Origin of the sequence: Delftia acidovorans NBRC 14950 (assembly GCF_001598795.1) — a bacterium.
GTDB lineage: Bacteria > Pseudomonadota > Gammaproteobacteria > Burkholderiales > Burkholderiaceae_C > Comamonas > Comamonas acidovorans.
Genome location: NZ_BCZP01000020.1, coordinates 72,157 through 93,708 on the forward strand (window position 1 = coordinate 72,157; position 21,552 = coordinate 93,708).

A 21,552-nucleotide genomic window follows, 5' to 3' on the forward strand; every position below is an offset into this window, starting at 1 on the left:
ATCGTGGCTAAGAAATCCCCTGGTGAAAAGAAATCGTCCAAGCAATCCCCCACAGGCCATGGCGGAGAATTACAGCAACAGGCCGACGGACAGCACCCCGGATTGACCACGCAGCAAGGCATTCCGGTCCCTGATAATCAGAACTCCCTCACCGCCTGGGAAAAAGGCCCTACGCTGCTGGAAGATTTCATCCTGCGCGAGAAAATCACGCATTTCGACCATGAGCGCATTCCAGAGCGAATCGTCCATGCACGCGGCACAGGCGCCCACGGTTATTTCCAGCTGACAGATTCGCTGGAGCAATACACCACCGCCAAGGTCCTGACCGAAACCGGCAAGCAAGTGCCGATCTTTGTGCGCTTCTCCACCGTGGCCGGTGGAGCGGGCTCGGTGGATACCCCGCGCGATGTGCGCGGCTTTGCCATCAAGTTCTATACCGAAGAGGGCAACTGGGATCTGGTGGGCAACAACATCCCGGTCTTCTTCATCCAGGACGCCATGAAGTTTCCCGACCTGGTCCATGCCGTGAAGATGGAACCCGACCGGGGCTTTCCGCAGGCCGCCACGGCGCACGACACGTTCTGGGACTTCATCTCCCTCATGCCCGAGTCCATGCACATGGTCATGTGGATCATGAGCGACCGCACCATCGCGCGCAGCCTGCGCATGATCGAGGGCTTTGGCGTGCACAGCTTCCGGCTGGTCAATGCCCAGGGTGAAAGCACCTTCGTGAAATTCCACTGGCGGCCTGAGCTGGGCATCCAGTCCACGGTCTGGGACGAGGCCCTCAAGCTGCAGGCCGCAGACAACGACTACCACCGCCGCGACCTGTTCGAGGCCATCGAGGCGGGCGACTACCCGGCCTGGGAGCTGTGCGTGCAGCTGTTCTCGCAGGAGCAGGCAGACGCCCTGCCCTACGACCACCTGGACCCCACCAAGCTCATCCCCGAAGAGGAAATTCCGCTGCGCAAGATCGGCCGCTTCGTGCTGGACCGCTGGCCCGACAACTTCTTCGCCGAGACCGAGCAGGTGGCCTTCTGCCCGGCCAATATCCCGCCCGGCATCGATTTCAGCAACGACCCGCTGCTGCAGGGCCGCCTGTTCTCGTACCTGGACACCCAGCTGTCGCGCCTGGGCGGGCCCAACTTCACGCAGCTGCCCATCAACGCGCCCAAATGCCCGTTCGCCCACCACCAGCGCGACGGCCACATGCAGACCGAGGTGCCCAAGGGCCGCGTGGCCTATGAGCCCTCCAGCCTGCAGGCCGACAGCCCGCGCGCCTCGGCAGCCCGCGGCTTGCGGCACTTTGCGCAGCCCGCGCAGGAGGGCGCCAAGGGCCGCATCCGCCCAGAGAGCTTTGCCGACCACTACAGCCAGGCGCGCATGTTCTACCAAAGCCAGAGCGCGCAGGAGCAGGCCCACATCGCCAGCGCCCTGGTGTTCGAGCTGTCCAAGGTACAGACGCCGCATGTGCGCTTGGCCGTGGTCGGCCACCTGCAGGTGATAGACGCCGACCTGGCACAGCGCGTGGCCGACGGCCTGGGCCTGCCCCAGTTGCCGCCTGCCGCCAAGCCTGCCGTGCCCCCGCAAAAGCTGCCGCCCAGCCCGGCCACGCGCATCATCGACCGCATGAAGCCCACCTTGCAGAGCCGCTGCGTTGCCATCCTGGTGGACGAAGGCTCCAGCGCCAGGCACGTTGCCGCCTTCCACAAGGCGCTGGTGGCGCAAAAGGCCAGCGTGAAGATCATTGCGCCCAAGATCGGCGGCGCCACGCTGGACGACGGCAGCCACCTGCCCGCCGACGGCCAGCTGGCCGGATCGCCATCCGCGCAGTTCGATGCCGTGGTGTCCATCATCACGCTGGAGCGCGGCCAGGCGCTGGCCCGTGAGGCAGCCGCGCAGGACTGGTTCCGCGACGCCTTCGGCCACCTCAAGGCCATTGCCGCCTGCAAGGCCACGCAGCACATCATGAAGACGGCCGGCATCACACCGGACGAGGGCGTGTTCCCCATCGACAAGCCCGAACCCTTCATCGAAGGCGCCAAGAAGCGCTTCTGGGCCCGCGAAGCGAAGTTGAGAACGCTGGCCTGACCCCCCGCCCCGGCGTGCGCCACATCATTGCCACCAGATGGCACCGCGCCGGACTTCAACCAACCTTGTACCCGGGCCATTTACCTCGGGTCCAGGCATGGCGCTTGCCACGGCAACACCAAGGCCGGCCCGGCCTGCCACCCCTACAGGAGCAACTTCCCATGATCACTTCGGTACCTGCACCCCCTGTCACCCCGCCTGTCACCCCGCCTGTTGCGCCCCCGGTCAACCCGCCCCCCACCGAGCCGCTGGTTCCCCCCGTGGGCGACCCGCCACCGGCCCCGGCACCTTCGCCCTACTCCGACCCGCCCATTGCCCCGCCGCCACCGCCGCCGCAGGGGGTGCACTGAGCTCCGCGCCAGCCAGGGGCAGGGCAGCGAACGCAGACGGCCCCGGCCCTGCCCTGACCTATGTGAACGACCGCATGCCCGGCTGGCGCCGCGTGCGGCACGGCAAGGGCTTTTCCTACGTGGCGCAGGACGGCAAGCCCGTGCGCGATGCCCAGGCGCTGGCGCGCATCCGCAAACTGGCCATTCCACCGGCCTATGTGGATGTCTGGATCTGCCCCGATCCCCAGGGCCACCTGCAGGCCACGGGCCGCGATGCCCGGGGCCGCAAGCAGTACCGCTACCACCCGCAGTGGCAGGAACAGCGCAAGCAGGTCAAGTTCGACCGCATGCACGCCTTTGGCCTCCACCTGCCCGCCATCCGTCGGGCGGTGGCGCGCGACCTCAAGCCTGGCCGGCCGCAGCTGGACACCGTGGTGGCCGCCATCGTCTGGCTGCTGGACTGCACGGCCCTGCGCATAGGCAATGACGAGTATTCCGAGAGCAATGGCTCCTACGGCCTCACCACGCTCAGAAACCGCCATGCCCAGGTGCACGCGGGTGAGCTGACGCTGAGCTTCAAGGGCAAGAGCGGCGTGCTGCAGCAGGCCCGCGTGTCCGACCGGGCCGTGGCCCGCATCGTCAAGCGCTGCCAGGAGCTGCCGGGCCAGCGGCTGTTCCAGTTCATCGACGATGAAGGCGAAGTCCACCATGTGCGATCCGAGCACGTGAACGACTACATCCGCAGGATATGCGGCAAGGCTGCGGCCCATGGGGCTGATACCGCAGATGTCGGAGATGCCGCAGACAGCCCGGATTTCAGTGCCAAGGATTTCCGCACCTGGCATGCCAGCGTGTACGCGCTGGAACTGGCGCTGACCGCAGGCAAGGCAGCGCCGCAAGAAGGCGCAGGCACCAGTGCGGCGGCGTTGAACGCTCTGGTCACGCAGGTCGCCCGGCGCCTGGGCAATACCTGTGCGGTTTGCCGCAAGTTCTACATCCATCCCCAGGTGCTGGCCCTGTGCGAGCAACCTGGGCAGGACATTCCCACCGCACCGGACAGGCGCCCGCGCGGACTGAGCGCCAAGGAATGCCTGTTCCTGGGGCTGCTGCAGCCCCGCAGCGGCCGGCGCGCCAGTCGCCAGCCGCCTCCCTGATCCCGCCTCCCGCACGCCCGGCAAACACTGTGCCTGTGGACTGACAAAGACGCCCGCATGCTCGCCCTTAAACTGGCCGATCATGAAATTTTGTCAAAACGCGTTGCGGCGAGGACCCCTGGAGGCCATGCAATGAACCACGTGCTGATCGTCGATGACGATGCGGATTCCGCAGCGACCATGCGCGAACTCGTGGGCGTGGACCGCTTCTCGGTCGCCGTGGCCCACACCCTGCGCGACGCGCGCCGGCAGATGGCCATGCAGCCGCCCAGCCTGGTGCTGCTGGACCTGCAACTGCCCGATGGCAACGGCATGGACCTTTTCGGCGACCAGCAGGTGCCGCAGGACTCGCAGATCGTGCTGGTGACCGGCCACGCCAGCCTGGACTCCTCCATCGAGGCCCTGCGCCGCGGCGCCATGGACTACCTGGTCAAGCCCGTGGGCATCGGGCGGCTGGAGGACATTCTTTCGCGCTTTCTGATCCCCACGGCTGGCCTGCCGGAGACGGGCACCAGCACCGTCGCGGGCGCGGCCTTCGACCAGATCACCCCGCAAGACAGGCCCGGCGCCGGCTACTGCGCGCAGGAAGGGCGCTTTGGCCGGCTGTGGGGCGGCTCGCCCCCCATGCAGCGGCTGTACCAGCAGATGGAGCGCGTGGCGGGTACCTCGGTCACGGTCTTTCTGACGGGCGAAAGCGGCACCGGCAAGGAAGTCGTGGCACAGACCCTGCATGAGCTGAGCCAGCGGCGCAGCCGGCCCTTCCTGGCGGTCAACTGCGGTGCCATTTCTCCGCACCTGATCGAAAGCGAGATCTTTGGCCATGAAAAGGGAAGCTTCACCGGCGCCGACCGCCAGCACCAGGGCTTTTTCGAGCGCGCGGCCACGGGCACGCTGTTTCTGGACGAAATCACGGAAATGTCGATGGAGCTGCAGGTCAAGCTGCTGCGCGTGCTGGAGACCGGGCGCTTCATGCGCGTGGGCTCCACACAGACGCTGCAGACCGATGTGCGCGTGATCGCCGCCACCAACCGCTGCCCCTACGAGGCCGTGGCCAGCGGCAAGCTGCGCGAAGACCTGCTGTACCGCCTGAACGTCTTCCCCATCGAGCTGCCGCCGCTGCGCGAGCGCCTGACCGACGTTCCGCTGCTTGCGCAGCATTTCATGGAGGCCATCTCCCAGCGCGAGGGCCAGGCCAAGCAATTCACGGCATCGGCCCTCAAGCAGCTTGCGCAATACAGCTGGCCCGGCAATGTGCGCGAGTTGCGCAATGCCGTGCAGCGCGCCTATGTGATGGAGCCCGGCCCGCTGGTGGGCCAGGAATGGCTGCCCCGGCCGCCCGTGGCCATTGCCCAGCAGCCGGCCCCGGTGCATCCGGCCGCCCACGCCCTGCACCTGCCCCAAGTGCCGGAAATGCCGCAAATGCCACATATGCCGCAGGCGGGGTCCATGCCAATGAGCGCGCCATTGACCACGCCATTGACTGCGCCCACCTCCCCCACCATCACAGCGCATGCGCCCGCCGACCACGCCCCTGCAGCCGCCACCTACGACCTGCCCGACACGGAGCCGGCCACCATACAGCTGCCCATCGGCATGACCATGGCGCAGGCCGAGCGGTTGCTCATCCAGGCCACGCTCAAGCAGTGCAAGTACCAGAAGGAACGCACGGCGGCCGTGCTCGGCATCAGCCTCAAGACCCTGTACAACCGGCTCAGGGACTATGGGGGGGGCAAAAAGGGCGAAACGGACGCCGAGCCCGGCTGACACCCGCCTGCAGGCACGCTGCTTGCCACCTTGCTTGCACCTTCGTGCAACCAAGGACAAGCCCATGGACTCCTCTCCTCCCCGCGCCTACGGTGTCTTCAAGCCCGTGGGCCACATGGTGGTCTCGTTTCCCACAGCTGCGCAGGCCGATGACGGCGTGGCCGCGCTGCAGGCGCTGGACCTGCCCGCCCAGGACATCCAGCGCTATACCGACCGGGAAATGCTGGCCCAGATCGATGAAGACCTGCGCCAGGCCAGCCCCGTTGCCGCCGTGGGCCAGGAGCTCAACCTGGTCAAGGCCCACCAGGCCCTGGCCGAACGCGGCTACCACTGGCTGGTGGTGCGCGTGGACAACGACGAGGCCGCACGCATGGCCGCCGATGCCCTGAAGGCCGCCGGCGCCGAGCGCGCCCAACTGTATGGCCGCTTCATCATCGAGGAATTGATAGAGCACGCCGCCGACCTGCCCCAGGTCAGCGAGTCGCCCGACCGGGGCCTGGATGCCCAGACGCCTTCGGGCCATGAGGCGGAGCGTGCAGAGATTCGCCCTGCCTCGGACCAGGACACCGCCCCTGACAAGCCGAGGCTCTGAACGGCCTGCAGGAGCCGGGCACGCCGATTGCCCTTGACCACCAACCGTAACTTTTTCTCAAGGGCAATGCCATGGACTTCCTCATCTGGCTGATGGTGGGTGGCCTGATCGGCTGGATTACCAGCATGGTCACGAACACCCAGGCCGAGCAGGGCATTTTGCTCAACGTGGTCATAGGCGCCATTGGCGCACTGCTGGGCGGCTGGCTGCTGGCGCCGATGCTGGGGCCTTCGGCCATGAATGCGCAGACGGAGGCGCCGGCCACCTCCATGTCCATCTTCGTCTCTCTGGCCTGCGCCGTTGCGCTGCTGGCCATCTTCAACCTGTGCAAGCGGAGCGTGCCGCGCTGAAAGCGGCCAGGCAGCCTGTCAGTCCAGCCTTTGCGCCAGGCAGTCCTGCGCCGCCATGGCCACGCGCGGCAGCACCAGTGAGACCGCCAGGCAGCGGCCATGCTCACCCTCGGCCCGCACCACGCCACCGCGCTCCAGGCACAGGCGGCGCGCCAGGCTCAGGCCGCAGGTGGCGTCCGCATCGGCATCGTTCAATGGAGTGAAGACAGGCGGCGGGTCCTGCCTTTCCACACTTTCCAGCCGTGGCGCGCCCGCCTCGCCAGTACCGGAGCCGGTGCTGGCGGCGCCCGCCCCGTGGGCCAGGGCCTCGATGCGGATCTCCACCAGCGCATTCCCGCGAGAAGCTGCGGCCTGGTCCTCGGGCAGGGGCCGGGCGGCCATGTGCACCTGCGCGCCATCGGTCATCGCTTCGCGGATGGCAAGAAAAATACTGATCAGCGCCAGCTCCAGCTCATCCGGGTCCACATGCACGCCCAATCGCGGCGCCGGCTGGCCGGGCTGACTGGCCTCGGCAGGCTCCGCCACCTCCATCGCCATGCGCTTGCCCAGCACCACGGCCAGCGTGCCCTGCAGGCCGGGCAGCCAGCGGTACAGGTCCACCACCAGCGCATGCGTGCAATGGCGCGCCCCAAAACGCAGCAGTTGCTGCGTGAGGCGGCTGGCCGTGTCCACCGAGCGCAGCATGGCCTGGGCGGGCAGGCGCAGGCCCGGGTCCTCGGAGCGCCGCTCTATCAGATAGGCGCTGTTGCTCAGAATGCCCAGCTGGTTGTTGAACTCATGGGAAAACCGGCCTGCCAGCCGCCCCACCACCTGCAGGCGTTCGCTCTGGAGACGGGCAGCGGCCTCTTCGAGGCCGGCAGCGTCCACCGCAGCGCCATCGGGCCGGCCGGCATCACCGCCGCCCTGGCCCTGGCCATGGTCTTGCGCATTGCCGCCCATTGCCGGCAACACCAGGGCCGCGCTGCCCCGCAGCGCCAGCCGCGCCAATCCCAGGCCCGCCACCGCAAACAAAACGATGGCCACCCAGATCACCCCCTTCAGGGGCCGGGAGCATGCGGGGTCCAGCGCAGAACAGGGGACCCAGCTCACCCAGGTCCAGCCCTGGGCGGACTTGCTGAAGAAGGCCCGCAGCGGCCCGCCCTGCGCATCTGGCAGATCCAGCCAGCCCTGCGAAGCGTCCTGCCCTGCGCCCTGCCCTGCGCTTTGCTCTGCGCCTTGCCCCGCACTTTTCACGCCGGGCGCAGCCTGCGCCAGGCTGGCCGCCAGCCGTTCGCTGAAATCGGCGGGCAAGGCAGGCAGGTCGGCTGCCGCGCCGGGCCCGGCCGGCAGGGCGCGGCCTGTGCTGTCCACCAGAAAGCCGGGCCAGCCGGAGTCCAGCAAGGGCCGCAAGGCCGCCAGCACCTGGTCGGCGCCGGCCGTGCGCGGCTCCTTGTCCAGCAAATGGGCCACGGCCATGCTGCTGACGCGCGCGGCCTGCTCCTGCGCCGCATGCTCGGATTGGTAGGCGCGCAACAGCAGCCAGGACGAGGCCGCCAGTACAAAGACCAGCAAGGCCAGCAGCAGCAGGACCAACCTCAGGCGTATGGACATGGGATCTTCGGGTAGGGCATCACGCGGCGCCTCCCGTGGAACGGAATTTTGGGCCCCCGGGGGCGGGACCGTGTGGAAGCTGGTGGACTGGTACATGGCAAAGTTTGCAGAAAACCTTGCGCCCAAACGGCAATTTCTGCCGTGGACGCCATGACCGGCCCCGCTGTTCCAGAACCGATCCCCCGCAGCGGCGGCAAAACCCTGGGCCCCGTGCCGCCTGCGCAGGGAGACCACAGCAGGTTTCGTGCCCAAAGTGTATCCAGACGATTCGCCGCCCGCATGGCGGCATGGAGCTTGCGTCTTCGGGTCATCGCACCAAGGAGATGAAATGGGTTCCATGCACCTCAGGGCGGACATACGCCAGTCCCAGACGCTTTCTCCCCGCCTGCAGCTTGCAGTGCGGATGCTGCAGATGTCCTCGCTGGACTTTGCCGCCGTGGTGCGCAGCAAGCTGGAGGACAACCCGTTCCTGGAAGACCCGCAAGATGCGCAGGACGGCGAGTACGAACAGGGGCTGCTCGACGGCAAGGAGCTGGGTGAAGAGGACCGGGAAGGCGGCATGGGCAGGCTGGCCCCGGAGGCAGGCCTGGCCCCGGACACGGGCATGGATGACGGCATCGGCATGGGCATCGGTCTGGACATGGACCGCGATCTCCCCGGCATGCAGCACCCGCCCGACCCGGCCGACCACCTGCCCGGCCCCGCCACCGAACCCGCCGACGACCGCGACCTGTGGCTGGCCGACATGCATACCGGCGCGCGCCAGGGGGTGGATGGAGAAGGCACCGCCATGGATCTGGCGGCCTGCGAGACCACGCTGGCCATGCACCTGCACGGCCAGCTCAATGTGATGACGATGACGCCGCGCGACCTGTGCATGGCCCGCGCCATCGTGGAGTCGCTGGACGACGACGGCTATCTGCGCACCGACCTGCAGGAGCTGGCCGGCCTGCTGGCCCTCACCCCCGCACCTGACGCGCAGGAAATGCTCATTGCCCTGCGCCTGGTGCAATCGCTGGACCCGGCCGGCGTGGCCGCCCGCAGCGTGGGCGAATGCCTGTTGCTGCAATGCCCGCAGATCGGCGATGCCCACCTGCGCCAGCTGGCCCAGGCCATGGTGCAGGACCACATGGATGCGCTGGCCGCCCGCGACGTGCCCCGGCTGGCCCGGGCGCTGCAGGTGCCACCCGCGCAGATCACGCAGGCGCTGGACTGCATACGTCGGCTGAACCCCAGGCCGGGCTGGAACTTCGGCTCCTCCCACGTGGACTACATCGTTCCCGACGTGATCGTGCGCCGGGGCCAGAACGGCTGGGACGTGCACCTCAACCCCGCGGTCGTGCCGCGCGTGCGCCTGAACCGCGTCTACGAGCAGCTGTTTCAGCGCCACCGCCGCAGCGGCCAGAACCAACTGGCCGACCACCTGCAGGATGCGCGCTGGACGGTGCGCAACGTGGAGCAGCGCTTTTCCACCATCCTCGACGTGGCGCAGGCCATCGTGCGCAAGCAGCAGCTGTTCCTGGAGTTCGGCGCCATGGCCATGAAGCCGCTGGTGCTGCGCGAGATTGCCGAGGAAGTGGGCGTGCACGAGTCCACCGTCTCGCGCGTGACCAACAACAAATACATGGCCACGCCCACGGGCGTGTTCGAGCTCAAGCATTTCTTCTCGCGCCCCATGCTCAGCGCCAGCGGCAATGCCTGCTCGGCCACGGCCATCCGCGAGCTGATCGGCGACATCATCGCGGCCGAGTCCGATGCCCGGCCGCTGTCGGATGTTGAAATCGCACGCCAGCTCGGTGCCCAGGGCCTGGTCGTGGCGCGCCGCACCGTCACCAAATACCGCCAGCTGCTGCGCATAGAACCGGCCGACCGGCGCAGGCGCCACGCCTGAAACCTGGCGTGGTGGCAAGCGGCGTGCCTGTCCAAAAGCCTGTCCGGCCCGTCCTGCCAAGCCCCACCGCCGTGCAGCGGCTTGTCGCTCCCGCAGGGCATGCCTTGTCCGACAGTTGCAGGCCGCCGCCCGGCCTAAGGTGAAAGCTCATGGACTGAAGGAGCCCGCCATGGACAACTCACCCCGCCGAATGCATGCCCCCCTCGAACGCCAGCGCAGCGAGAACAACCACATCCGCGACGGACGCTGGCCCCTGCGCATTGGCGCACTCACCGCCGCCGTCGCACTGATCCTGGTGCTGATGTTCAACTTCATGGCCCCCAAGGGCCGGCTGGATGCGCCCAGCGCCACTGGAGCGACTGGAACGCCTTCGCCCTCACCGTCTCCCGCGACACAGTCCGTGTCGCCGCCCGCGCCTTCCGCCGCGCCGCAGCAGGCTGATCCGGCCACGACGCCTGCCCCCACCTCCACGCCTGCGCGCTGAGCCGGCATCCACCGCTCATCACCACACACCCCCAAAAGGACACGCACCATGAATCACCCTCTGCCCCACGCACCCAATATTCCCCAGGTGCCGACCACGCCCAACGACCCAGTGGCCCCCGATGATCCCAACCGCCAGCCCGGCCGCCCGCGCGGGCCCGAGCCCATCGACCCGCCCACCACGGCGCCGCCCATCGAGCTGCCACCGTCCCCGGAGCAGGAACAGACGCGCAAGGGAGAGTGACATGCCACAAGGTGACAAATCGGCCTATACCGATAAGCAAAAGCGCCAGGCTCGGCATATCGAAGACAGCTACGAGTCGCGCGGCGTGGGCCACGAAGAAGCTGAAAAGCGCGCCTGGGCCACCGTGAACAGGCAAAGCGGCGGCGGCAAGCTGTCGGGCTCGGGCCGGGGCAGGCAAGCGGGCCAGTCCAAGTCAAAATAACCGCGACTGCGGCCAGGCCCGAGACCCGAGACCCGCAATTGCCGTGGGAGAAAGTGTGAACTCAGAAGACAGTTTTCGATTCCTGCCGCAGCGCGGCGAAATGCCGGCACGCGTGCGTTCCCACGACTGGGCGGCCACGCCCCTGGGATCGCCGGATGGCTGGCCGCAGAACCTGCGCAATGCCGTGAGCCTGGCGCTGGGCTCGCGCTTTCCCATCACCATCTGGTGGGGCGAAGACTTCCGCCTGATCTACAACGATGGCTATATCCCCTTCCTGGGAACCAGCAAGCACCCCCAGGCGCTGGGCCAGGCCGGCGCGCACTGCTGGAGCGAGATCTGGAGCGATATCGGCCCCATGCTGGAAGGCGTGATGCGTACCGGCGAGGCCACCTGGTCCACCGACGCCCGCTACTTCTTCGACCGCGACCTGCCCCAGGAAGAGGTCTTCGTGACCTTCACCTACGGCCCCATCCTGGCCGATGACGGCGTCACCGTGCAGGGCGTGTTCTGCCCCTGCACCGAGACCACGGAAAAAATCGTCAGCCGCAGGCGCCTGGAGACGCTGCACCGCCTGGGCATACGCACGCTGGACATGCACAACGCCAGGGACGCCGCCCAGAAAGTCTGCGCCGTGCTGGACGAGAACCCCTACGACGTGCCCTTCGCCATCATCTACGAATGCGTGGACACCCCTGCCGCGGGCAGCGCAGGCGCCAGCGGCCCGGCCTTCAGGATGCTCTGCGCCACGGGCATGGATATGGACATGGAGCTGGCGGCCGACCCCTCGCGCTGGCCGCTGGACCGGGCCGTGCAATCCGATCCATCGGACCGAACGGACCAGGCGCATCAGGCGGCCCAGCCGGGCCAGCCCGCCAATGTGGAACTGGCGTCCTTGGGCCTGTCCCTGCCCGGCGGCCCCTGGCCCGAGGTCTCGCGTCTGGCGCGCATCGTGCCTGTGCGCTGGTCGGGCGACGGCCAGGTCTCGGGCGTGATGGTGCTGGGCGTCAGCCCGCGCCGTCCGCTGGATGTGGACTATTGCGCCTTCCTCGACATGGTGGCAAGCCACACGGGCAGCGTGGTCGCGCACGCCCAGGCCTACGAGCAGGAAGCGCGGCGCGCCAAGGCCCTGGCCGAGGTGGACCACGCCAAGACCGTGTTCTTCTCCAACGTCAGCCACGAGCTGCGCACCCCGCTGACCCTGATCCTGGGCCCGCTGGAAGATGCCCTGCGCGAGCACGGCGGCCAGGTGCCGGCCGGGCAGACGCAGATGATCCACCGCAACGCGCTGCGCCTGCAAAAACTGGTCAATGCCCTGCTGGACTTCTCGCGCATCGAGGCCGGGCGCATGCAGGCCAGCTACGAGCCCACGGACCTGGCCCGCACCACGGCCGAGCTGGCCAGCATGTTCCGCTCGGCCGTGGAGCAAGCCGGCCTGCGGCTGCGCGTGGATTGCCCGCCGCTGGACGGACCGGTCCATGTGGACCGCGACATGTACGAAAAAATCGTGCTCAACCTGTTGTCCAACGCCTTCAAGTTCACGCTGCAAGGCGAAATCGCAGTGGCGCTGCGCGATGTGCCCGATGTGTCCGATGTGTCCGATGCGCACGGCGCGGGCGGGGCCGATGGTGCGGTGGAGCTGTCCGTCACCGACACCGGATCGGGCATTGCGCCCCAGCACCTGCCCCATCTCTTCCAGCGTTTTCACCGCATTCCCGGCAAGCCGGCCCGCACGCACGAGGGCACGGGCATCGGCCTGGCCATGGTGCAGGAGCTGGCACGACTGCATGGCGGCACCGTCACGGTCAGCAGCACGGAGGGCGAAGGCAGCCGCTTCACCGTGCGCCTGCCCAGGGGGCATGCGCATCTTCCGGCCGAGCACCGGCCCGCGCGCCCGCCTGCATCGCACCCGCAGGTGGATGAGGCCCTGCGCTGGCTGCCCGGCGAGCCCGCCCCGGCTGCCAGCGACGAAGTCAGGCCCATGCAGCGGGACATGCGCGGTACGCAGCCCCCACGCGCCCGCATCGTCTGCGCCGATGACAACGCCGACATGCGCAGCTACATCGGCCAGTTGCTGGAGCCGCTGTATGAAGTGGAGATCGTGGGCGATGGCCGCGCCGCGCTGGCCAGCATCCACCGCCAGCGGCCCGACCTGGTGCTGGCCGACGTGATGATGCCCGTGCTCGACGGCTTCGAGCTGCTGCATGCGCTGCGCAGTGACGAGACCACGCGCGCCATTCCCGTCATCATGCTGTCCGCGCGGGCCGGCCAGGAGGCCCAGGTCGAAGGCCTGCGCGCGGGCGCGGACGACTACCTGGTCAAGCCCTTTTCGGCGCGCGAGTTGCTGGCGCGCATCGCATCGCTGCTGCAGCTGGTGCGTGTGCGCGAACAGGTCCACGCCGCCGTGCAGGCCAACGAGAAAAAGCTGCGCGCCATCATCGACCAGATGCCTGCGGGCGTGGGCGTCTCCGACATGAGCGGCACCATGGTATTGAGCAATGCGCTCATGGACCGCTTCGTGCCGCGCGCCATTCCGTCCACCCTGGCGGACCGCCTGCCGCGCTGGAAGGGATGGGATGACAAGGGCCAGCCCATTGCCCCCGAGAACTGGCCCGGCAAGCGCGCGCTGCGCGGCGAAGTGGTCATGCCGGGTCTGGAGATGCTGCACACCGACGACGATGGCCGCGAATGGTGGATGCGCGTCAGCTGCGCGCCGCTGCGCGATGACGACGGCCAGCTCATAGGCACCTGCTCCGTCATACAGGACATCACCGAACTCAAACAGGCCGAGTACCACCTCAAGGAAGCCGACCGACGCAAGGACGAATTCCTGGCCACGCTGGCGCATGAGCTGCGCAATCCGCTGGCGCCCATCAGCCACGGCCTGCAAATCCTCAAGCGCACCGCCAGCGGCGACGACAGCGTGCGCCACAGCCACGAGATGCTGGAGCGCCAGGTCAACCACATGATCCGCATGGTGGACGACTTGCTGGAGGTCTCGCGCATCACCACGGGCAAGGTCCAGTTGCGCAAGGAACTGGTGGATCTGAACGATGTGCTGCAAGGCGTGGTGGCGGCCAGCGGCGCGGTCATGGAGGCAGGCAGCCACCAGTTGCGCCTGGAGCTGCCCGCCGCGCCCGTATCGCTGCTGGCCGACCCGATGCGGCTGGCGCAGATGGTCTCCAACCTGCTCAACAATGCCGCCAAGTACTCGCACTCCGGCGGCCACATCGTTCTGTCCGCCTGGACCGATGGCGCGCAGGCCGTGGTCTCGGTACGCGACAACGGCATCGGCATCCCGCCCGCCCTGCTGGGCAAGGTGTTCGATCTGTTCATGCAGGTGGACCGCAACGGCCGCCGTGGGCAGGGCGGCCTGGGCATCGGGCTGACCCTGGTGCGCAGCCTGGTCGAGATGCACGGCGGCAGCGTGCAGGCGCTCAGCGGAGGCAAGGGCCAGGGCAGCGAATTCAGGCTGCACCTGCCCCTGCCCACCCAGGCGCAGCCCCTGGCGGGACAGGCACCAAATGCCCAGCCCGAGGATGCAACGGCCTTCGGCCGCATCCTGGTGGTCGATGACAACATCGACGCCGCCGACACCCTGGCCATGCTGCTCAGGCTGCTGGGCGCCGAAGTCGAGATTGCCCGCGACGGCCCCGGCGCCCTGGCCATGCACGCGGCGTTCAGGCCCGAAGTGGTGCTGCTGGACATCGGCCTGCCCGGCATGGACGGCCTGGAGGTCGCCCGCCGCATCCGTGCCGAGCACGGCCGCGACCAGGTCGTGCTGATCGCGCTCACGGGCTGGGGGCAGGAGGAGGACCTGAGACGATCGCGGGAAGCCGGCATGGACCACCACCTGGTCAAACCCGTGAGCTTCGACACGCTCGAGCGTCTGCTGGCGGGCCTGCGTCCCCTGCCGTGAGGACTGCTTTTTTCGCGCGAGAATTCGGGCTGCCCGATCCAGCTGCCCCAGACGCCACCGAGACCGATGACCGCCCTGCCCGCTTCCTCCGCCCCCAACCTTCCCCCCATCAATGCCGAGCGCCTGTGGCGCCGCGTGGAGACCCTGTCCACCTTCACCCTGCCCGACGTGCCGTGGACGCGCCGCGCCTTCTCCCCTGAATTCGACCAGGCCCGCGCCTGGCTGCGCGGGCAGTTCGAGGCTGCGGGCATGCAGGTCCATCTGGATGAGGGCGGCAACCTGGTAGGCCGCCTGCCGGCTGCCCCAGGCCCGGTGCAACGCGCCCCCATCTCCACCGGATCGCACTGCGACACCGTGATGATGGGCGGGCGCTTCGACGGCATCATCGGCGTGCTGGCCGGCATCGAGGTCGCGCACTGCCTGCACGAAAACGGCATCGCCCTGCAGCACCCGTTCGAGGTGATCGACTTCCTGTCCGAAGAACCCAGCGACTACGGCATCTCCTGCATAGGCAGCCGCGCGCTGTCGGGCAAGCTGGACGCCGCCATGCTGGCCGCCCGCAACCCGCAAGGCGAAACCCTGGCCGAAGGCATGCGCCGCATCGGCGCGCGGCCCGAGGCGCTGGACCGCCCGCTGCGCAGCGCCGGCGGCACAGCCGCCTTCGTGGAACTGCACATAGAGCAGGGCCCGGTGCTGGAGCAGCGCGGCCTGCCGATTGGCGTGGTGACGAACATCGTGGGCATACGCCGCGTGAGCTTCACCGTGCGCGGCCAGGCCGACCACGCAGGCACCACGCCCATGGACATCCGCCAGGACGCGCTGGTGGGCGCGGCGCGCATCATCGATGCGGCCAACCGCAAGGCCGCCGCGCTCAATGGCCAACCCCACTATGTGGTGGCCACCGTGGGCCGGCTATCGCTCACGCCCAATGCCTCCAACGCCGTGCCCGGCCTGGTCGAGATGATGATGGAAGTGCGCAGCGACCACGCCGGCGTGCTGGAGAGCTTCCCCGAGGAACTGCTGGCCGAAGTCCTGCCCGGCCTGGCCGCCTTGCGCGTGCGTGCCGAGATGGCCGACGTGAGCCGCTCCCAGCCCACGGACTGCGCTGGCCTGGTCATGCAGGGCGTGGAGCAGGCCTGCGCAAACCTGGGCTACGCCCACATGCGCATGCCCAGCGGCGCCGGCCATGACGCCGTCTACATGGCGCCCACCGGACCCATGGGCATGATCTTCATCCCCTGCCTCCACGGCCGCAGCCACGCGCCCGAGGAGTGGATAGAACCCGCCCAGCTGCTGGACGGCACCAGGGTGCTGTACGAGACGGTACGCGTGCTGGACAGGCAGTTGGCACAGGGCTGAGCGCCTGGCCTGCGGCCAGGGACCAAGGCGGCATAAAATAGCCCGCTTCCCTCTGGAGCAGGCACAAGCTGCTCCTTGGTGGAAGCCCCTGTGGCACAGATTGCGGAAATCCGCCCAAATAGCGGGTTTCCCAATGCAAGATGGCGGAACCACCCTCCCCGATCATCGACAACCCACCGCATGGGCGGCCCGGCACTGCCGGTCCGCTGCGAGAGGGTTGCACCGCCCCATCAGACCCTGGAGTTTCTTCTTTCATGTTCCGCCAACTGATCACCTGCACCGCCGTGGCCGCCGCCATGGGCCTGAGCTTTTCCGCAGCCGCCCAAGGCACGGCGGCCGACTATCCGAACAAGCCCGTGCGCATGATCGTGCCCTTCCCGCCCGGCGGCGGCACCGACATCCTCGCGCGCGTGGTGTCCAACAAGCTCACCGAAGTCAGCAAGTGGACCGTGGTGCCCGACAACCGCGCAGGCGCAGGCGGCACCATCGGCATCACCGAGGCCGCCAAGGCGGCGCCCACGGGCTACGACATGGTCATGGGCCAGAAGGACAACGTGGTCCTGGGCCCCTACCTCTACAAGAACCTGCCCTGGAACCCCGTCAAGGACCTGGTACCCGTGGCCCACGTGGCCTACACGCCCATCGTGATCGCCACCAGCGTGAACTCGCCCTACAAGACCCTGGCCGACATCGTGGCCGCTGCCAAGCAGCACCCGGGCAAGGTGACCTACGGCTCGCCGGGCAATGGCACCAGCATCCACATCTCGGGCGTGCTGCTGGAGAAGGCCGCAGGCATCCAGCTGGTGCACGTGCCCTACAAGGGCTCCAATCCGGCATTGATGGATGCGCTGGCCGGCAACGTGGACCTGCTGGTGTCCTCCGTGCCCTCGGCCATCGGCCAGATCAAGGCCGGCAAGCTGCGCGCCATCGCCGTGACCTCGGCCAAGCGCTCGTCCTCGCTGCCCGACACGCCCACGCTGGCCGAAGCAGGCCTCAAGGGCTTTGACGTGAGCACCTGGTACGGCCTGTTCATGCCCAAGGGCACGCCCACGGCCATCGTGACCAAGGTCAACGCCGAAGTGAACAAGCTGCTGGCCATGCCCGAAGTGCGCGACGCCATCCAGACCCAGGGCGCCGAGCCCCAGGCCATGAGCGTGGCCGACTTCGACAAGATGTTCCAGGCCGACTTCAAGCAGTCCAAGCAGATCGTCGAGTCCTCGGGCGCCAAGATCGAGTGACATGCCTGCGGTGCCAGGGCGGCATGCCCGGCACCGCCTGCAATGGCCAACGCCGCATTTCATTGATGCAGATCAGCCTGATCTGCATCAAGGAGCTATGTGACAGTCCCATGAATACTTCTCTGGAAATCACCGAATTCCTGGAGAACGTCATGGCATTGCTGGTCTGGGTCCCCGAGCTGGACACCGGGATTGCAGAAATCGACCGGCAGCATCGCCGCATCGTCGATTACATCAACAAGCTCTACGAGCTGCGCTCGTCGCCCGACCGTGAGGCCCTGGGCGATGTCATCGGCGAGATGATCGACTACACCGTCTCGCACTTCGTGTTCGAGGAAAGCCTGATCGAGAGCGCCGGCTACATGTTCGCCGGCCCGCACAAGAAGGTGCACGAGCTGTTCACGCGCCGCGTGATAGAGATGCAGACCCGCTTCGATGCAGGCGAGGACGTGGCCGCCGAGCTGCACGGCATGCTCTCGCGCTGGCTGTTCAACCACATCCGCAACGAAGACACCGGCTACGTGGATTCGGCCAAGGCCTATCTGCGCATGGCGCGCGAGTCCAGTCCTGCCGCCGAGAAGGAAAGGCTCAAGAACGAAGTGCTGCAGGAGCTGGAACTGCAGCGCAAGAAAAAGGGCTGGCTGGCACGGCTGCTCAATCGCTGATCACCCTCTCCCCTTGCAGCGCACCAAGAAAAACGGCTCCCGAGGGAGCCGTTGACGTTTCACCCGGCGAAGGGCCGAGCGGCCCGGTGATTACTCGCGCACCACCAGCACCGGCACGCGCACGGCGCCCAGCACGCGCTGGGTCACGCTGCCCAGCATCAGCTTTTCCAGGCCACGGCGGCCTTGCGAGCCCATGATGATCAGGTCGGCGCCCGTGCTCTCGAGCACGCGCACGATGCCTTCGTGCACCGCATGGCCTTCGCCCACCACGGTGGTGGCGGTGATGCCGGCCTCGTCGGTGATCTTCTTGACGGCATCCAGCGTGGTGTTGGCCTCGGCCGTGGCCGCGCTCAGGTACTGCGACTGGCCGTAGGCGAAGTCGGCGCCCACGCCCGTGAATGGATAGGGGTCCACCACGTAGACCGCCGTCAGCGTGCTGCCAAAGGCCTTGGCCAGCTCCACGCCCTTGTGAACCGCCAGCATCGAGCTGTTGGAGCCGTCCACGGGAACCAGGATGTGCTTGAACATGCGTTTTCTCCTTTGTGCTTGGCCGCCGTCAACAATCGGGGGCGGCCGGGTCGATGAACCAAAGTGTGCGCCCATCATGCGCCAGCGTCTTGAGCTGCATCAATCCTTGCGGCGACGCGTCAGCTCCGAGCCCTGGAAACCCTGGCGGCGATAGGTCAGCACCAGGGTATCGCGCACGCCGCCCGGCTGCTCTGGCTGGATGGGCGTGGTCTCATGGATCATGCGGGCATCGTCCAGCAGCATCACCGACCAGGGCTCGGTCAGCGTGAAGCGCTGGCCGCTGGGGCCCGTGGCCTCGAAGATGCGTGTCTCGCCGCCCTTCACGCCCTCGCGCCCGACCAGGATCACGGCCACCAGGTCCACGCCGTCGCGGTGCGCGCCTTCGGGCGTGGGCCGGCCAATGCCGTCCGTGGTGTCGATGCGGAACTGGTGGGACTCGATGAACCAGCGCTCGTGCTGCACATCATCACCCTGGGCGCAGAACACCTGGTCGGACAGGCCCGCCAGCGCCAGCAGCAGCCGGCTCCAGGTGGCGCTTTGCGCCGTGGCGTCGCGCATGGGATCGAACATGCGCAGCATGCCGCCATGCAGGGCGTTGTATTCCACCGGCTGCCAGTGCGCGCGGTGCTCCACCTGCTGCAGCCCGTCCTCCCCGGCGATGAAGCAGGAATGGCGGCGGCGCCGGTAGCGCCCGCCGTCCTTCAGAAAGGCATCTGGCGGCAGCTGGGCCCAGTCGGCATCGAGCGCATGCAGCTCGGTCAATGACACGCTTGCCCAGGCCGCGAATTCATCGGGGCGCAGCACCGCATAGCCTGCGTCGCGCAGCGACTGCGCTGCATTCTGGGGGGCGATATAGGGAGGGGGAAACGTGATGTGCGCCATAACCCGACAAGCTTACTCCTCGCCCGCACCCGTCCGGGCGAGGCGGGCTGCAAATTTGCGCAATGCTGTGGCGACAGACGCGCATCAATGCGGGCGCAGCCTCGGCGGCGCGCGGGGCCTCACACCGGTTCTCACACCAGCGGCAGCCCCACATAGTTCTCCGCCAGCGAGGTCGAGCCTGCGCGGGAGTTGACGATGTAGTCCAGTTCCGCCTCCTGCACCTTGGTGTCGAAGCCGCCTGCATCGGGGAAGCGGTGCATGAGCGAGGTCATCCACCACGAAAAACGCTCGGCCTTCCAGACGCGGCGCAGGCATTGCTCGGAGTAGCCGTCGATGCCTTCGGGCGCCTTGTCGCGGTAGTACTGCGCGAAGGCGCTGGACAGGTAGCCCACGTCCGAGGCGGCCAGGTTCAGGCCCTTGGCGCCTGTGGGCGGCACGATGTGGGCCGCGTCGCCGGCAAGGAACAGGCGGCCGAAGCGCATGGGCTCGGTCACGAAGCTGCGCAGCGGGGCAATGCTCTTTTCCAGCGAGGGGCCGGTCACCAGGCGCTCGCGGGCCTCGGGGTCCAGGCGCAGGCGCAGTTCGTTCCAGAAGGCCTCGTCGCTCCAGTCCTCGACCTTTTCGGTCAGCGGCACCTGCAGGTAGTAGCGGCTGCGCGTGGCGCTGCGCTGGCTGCACAGTGCGAATCCGCGCTCGGTCTGGGCGTAGATCAGTTCGTGCGAGACGGGCGGCGTGTCCGACAGCAGGCCCAGCCAGCCAAAGGGGTAGACCTTCTCGAAGGTGCGCACCTTGTCCTGGGGCACGCTGGCGCGGCAGATGCCATGAAAGCCGTCGCAGCCGGCGATGAAGTCGCATTGCAGCTCATGGACCTGGCCGTCCTTCTCATAGCGCACGACGGGGCTGTCGCCATCGAAGCCCACGGGCTGCACGTTGCTGGCCTCGTAGACCGTGGTCAGGCCCTCGGCGGCGCGCACTTCCATCAGGTCGCGCGTGACCTCGGTCTGGCCGTAGACCATGACGCGCTTGCCGCCGGTCAGGCCATGCAGGTCGATGCGGTGGCGCTGGCCGCCGAACAGCAGCTCGATGCCGTCGTGCGGCAGGCCTTCTGCGCGCATGCGGGCGTCGGCACCGGCCTGCTCCAGCAGGTCCACGGTGACCTGTTCCAGCACGCCGGCACGGATGCGGCCCAGCACGTAGTCGGCGCTGCGCTGCTCGATGATGACGTTGTCTATGCCTGCGCGGTACAGCAGCTGGCCGAGAAGCAGGCCGGCAGGGCCTGCACCGATGATGGCGACTTGGGTGCGCATTGATTTGTCTCCGTTGCGTTGTTCGATGTCATGGCCGGTTCATGCCATGGCCTGCGCCCAAGATTAGTTTTGAGGCAGCGCAAAGACGAGGGGCTGCAGCACGCGTTGCGCGGTGATCGCGCAATCTGCGCGACAATCGCGCACTACCTGCATGCCCGCCCTCCCCGCCCATGAACCAGCCTTTTCCCATCGACCCGGATGACTTCATCGCCGGACTGGCCAAGGGCCTGGCCGTGCTGGAGAGCTTCGACACCGAGCGCCAGCGCCTGAACGCCACCATGGCGGCCGAGCGCTCTGGCATCACGCGCACGGCCGCGCGCCGCCATCTGCTGACCTTGACGCACCTGGGTTATCTGGAGACGGACGGCAGCCATTTCTGGCTGGCGCCCAAGGTGCTGCGGCTGTCGGGCAGCTACCTGGCCTCGGCGCGGCTGCCGCGCATCGTCCAGCCCGTGCTCTACCGGCTGGCGGCGCAGACCCAGTTGTCGTTTTCCTGCGTGGTGCGCGATGGCCACGAGGTGGTCATCGTCGCGCGCAGCGCCCTGCACGAGCGCGGCCAGCGCCTCATGGCCCACGGGCTGCACCTGGGCAGCCGCCTGCCCGCCCATGCCACCTCCACGGGCCGTGTGCTGCTGGCCGCCCTGCCTGCGGCCGAGCTCAGGCAATGGCTGGCATCGCACGATCTGCGGCGCCTGACCGCCCACACGGTCACCGACAGCGCCGCGCTGGAAGGCGTGCTGGACGAAGTGCGCCGACAGGACTTCTGCCTGGCCCTGGAAGAGCATGAGCTGGCCGTGCAGGCCCTGGCCGTGCCGTTGCGCAACATGGAGGGCCGCACGGTGGCCGCGCTCAACATCGTGACCTCGCCCCAGCGCATGGCGCCCGCCGACATGGCGGCCGAGCTGCTGCCGCTGCTGCAGGAGGCGGCGCGGGAGCTGCGGCCGCTGCTCTGAGGCCTGCTGACCTG

Annotated in this window: 18 protein-coding genes; 14 read left to right on the plus strand and 4 right to left on the minus strand. The window is 67.9% G+C overall.

The genetic code is table 11. The features are described 5' to 3' along the window. Positions 1 to 3: 3 nt before the first annotated feature. From DA1_RS22020 to DA1_RS22040, 5 genes are all read left to right on the plus strand, one after another. Positions 4 to 2,091, plus strand: coding sequence for a catalase (locus DA1_RS22020; RefSeq protein WP_034394910.1), 2,088 nt, complete (start codon positions 4 to 6; stop codon positions 2,089 to 2,091). Positions 2,092 to 2,515: 424 nt separating this feature from the next. After that, positions 2,516 to 3,574, plus strand: a complete 1,059-nt coding sequence (locus DA1_RS22025) for a DNA topoisomerase IB (protein ID WP_034394913.1) — start codon at positions 2,516 to 2,518, stop codon at positions 3,572 to 3,574. 132 nt (positions 3,575 to 3,706) lie between these two features. After that, the gene (locus tag DA1_RS22030) at positions 3,707 to 5,338 is read left to right on the plus strand and encodes a sigma-54-dependent transcriptional regulator (RefSeq protein ID WP_034394915.1); all 1,632 of its coding nucleotides are present in this window, start codon (positions 3,707 to 3,709) and stop codon (positions 5,336 to 5,338) included. A 64-nt stretch (positions 5,339 to 5,402) separates the two neighbouring features. Beyond that, on the plus strand, positions 5,403 to 5,930 hold the full coding sequence (locus DA1_RS22035) for a hypothetical protein (protein ID WP_034394917.1): 528 nt from the start codon (positions 5,403 to 5,405) through the stop codon (positions 5,928 to 5,930). Positions 5,931 to 6,001: 71 nt separating this feature from the next. Further along, positions 6,002 to 6,280: a GlsB/YeaQ/YmgE family stress response membrane protein gene (locus DA1_RS22040; RefSeq protein ID WP_013801923.1), complete on the plus strand. Its 279-nt coding sequence runs from the start codon at positions 6,002 to 6,004 to the stop codon at positions 6,278 to 6,280. 18 nt (positions 6,281 to 6,298) lie between these two features. Here DA1_RS22040 and DA1_RS22045 read toward each other — a convergent pair whose 3' ends face one another. Continuing rightward, a complete protein-coding gene (locus DA1_RS22045; RefSeq protein WP_230590881.1) occupies positions 6,299 to 7,870 on the minus strand; it encodes a nitrogen regulation protein NR(II) in 1,572 nt (523 codons plus the stop codon). 328 nt (positions 7,871 to 8,198) lie between these two features. Here DA1_RS22045 and rpoN point away from each other — a divergent pair, with 328 nt between their 5' ends. From rpoN to DA1_RS22085, 8 genes are all read left to right on the plus strand, one after another. Further along, positions 8,199 to 9,761 carry an RNA polymerase factor sigma-54 gene (gene rpoN, locus DA1_RS22050; RefSeq protein WP_034394922.1) on the plus strand — a complete coding sequence of 521 codons (1,563 nt, stop codon included), beginning with the start codon at positions 8,199 to 8,201 and terminating at the stop codon, positions 9,759 to 9,761. Positions 9,762 to 9,930: 169 nt separating this feature from the next. After that, positions 9,931 to 10,245 (plus strand): hypothetical protein, encoded by a 315-nt coding sequence (locus tag DA1_RS22055; RefSeq protein ID WP_034394925.1) that lies wholly within the window; start codon positions 9,931 to 9,933, stop codon positions 10,243 to 10,245. A gap of 48 nt (positions 10,246 to 10,293) precedes the next feature. Further along, positions 10,294 to 10,488: a hypothetical protein gene (locus tag DA1_RS22060; protein ID WP_012206153.1), complete on the plus strand. Its 195-nt coding sequence runs from the start codon at positions 10,294 to 10,296 to the stop codon at positions 10,486 to 10,488. 1 nt (position 10,489) lies between these two features. Then, positions 10,490 to 10,690 carry a hypothetical protein gene (locus tag DA1_RS22065; RefSeq protein WP_013801919.1) on the plus strand — a complete coding sequence of 67 codons (201 nt, stop codon included), beginning with the start codon at positions 10,490 to 10,492 and terminating at the stop codon, positions 10,688 to 10,690. Between the two features lie 55 nt (positions 10,691 to 10,745). Beyond that, the gene (locus DA1_RS22070) at positions 10,746 to 14,606 is read left to right on the plus strand and encodes an ATP-binding protein (protein WP_198488069.1); all 3,861 of its coding nucleotides are present in this window, start codon (positions 10,746 to 10,748) and stop codon (positions 14,604 to 14,606) included. A 66-nt stretch (positions 14,607 to 14,672) separates the two neighbouring features. Continuing rightward, entirely contained in the window at positions 14,673 to 15,965 is a 1,293-nt protein-coding gene (gene ertE / locus DA1_RS22075) for an N-carbamyl-l-glutamate amidohydrolase ErtE (RefSeq protein ID WP_034394931.1), read from the plus strand. A 254-nt stretch (positions 15,966 to 16,219) separates the two neighbouring features. After that, a complete protein-coding gene (locus DA1_RS22080; RefSeq protein ID WP_034394933.1) occupies positions 16,220 to 17,203 on the plus strand; it encodes a Bug family tripartite tricarboxylate transporter substrate binding protein in 984 nt (327 codons plus the stop codon). Between the two features lie 110 nt (positions 17,204 to 17,313). After that, positions 17,314 to 17,868 (plus strand): bacteriohemerythrin, encoded by a 555-nt coding sequence (locus tag DA1_RS22085; protein WP_224986183.1) that lies wholly within the window; start codon positions 17,314 to 17,316, stop codon positions 17,866 to 17,868. Positions 17,869 to 17,958: 90 nt separating this feature from the next. On the opposite strand, the gene DA1_RS22090 is transcribed toward DA1_RS22085, so the two are convergent. The 3 genes from DA1_RS22090 to pobA all read right to left on the minus strand — a co-directional run bounded on the left by DA1_RS22090 (position 17,959) and on the right by pobA (position 20,585). After that, on the minus strand, positions 17,959 to 18,396 hold the full coding sequence (locus DA1_RS22090) for a universal stress protein (RefSeq protein ID WP_012206159.1): 438 nt from the start codon (positions 18,394 to 18,396) through the stop codon (positions 17,959 to 17,961). 99 nt (positions 18,397 to 18,495) lie between these two features. After that, positions 18,496 to 19,278 carry a 2OG-Fe dioxygenase family protein gene (locus DA1_RS22095; RefSeq protein WP_034394936.1) on the minus strand — a complete coding sequence of 261 codons (783 nt, stop codon included), beginning with the start codon at positions 19,276 to 19,278 and terminating at the stop codon, positions 18,496 to 18,498. A 131-nt stretch (positions 19,279 to 19,409) separates the two neighbouring features. Next, positions 19,410 to 20,585 carry a 4-hydroxybenzoate 3-monooxygenase gene (pobA, locus tag DA1_RS22100; RefSeq protein ID WP_013801914.1) on the minus strand — a complete coding sequence of 392 codons (1,176 nt, stop codon included), beginning with the start codon at positions 20,583 to 20,585 and terminating at the stop codon, positions 19,410 to 19,412. Positions 20,586 to 20,755: 170 nt separating this feature from the next. Between pobA and DA1_RS22105 the strand changes: the two genes are divergently transcribed. Further along, positions 20,756 to 21,538 (plus strand): IclR family transcriptional regulator domain-containing protein, encoded by a 783-nt coding sequence (locus tag DA1_RS22105; protein ID WP_012206162.1) that lies wholly within the window; start codon positions 20,756 to 20,758, stop codon positions 21,536 to 21,538. The last annotated feature ends 14 nt before the right edge of the window (positions 21,539 to 21,552 follow it).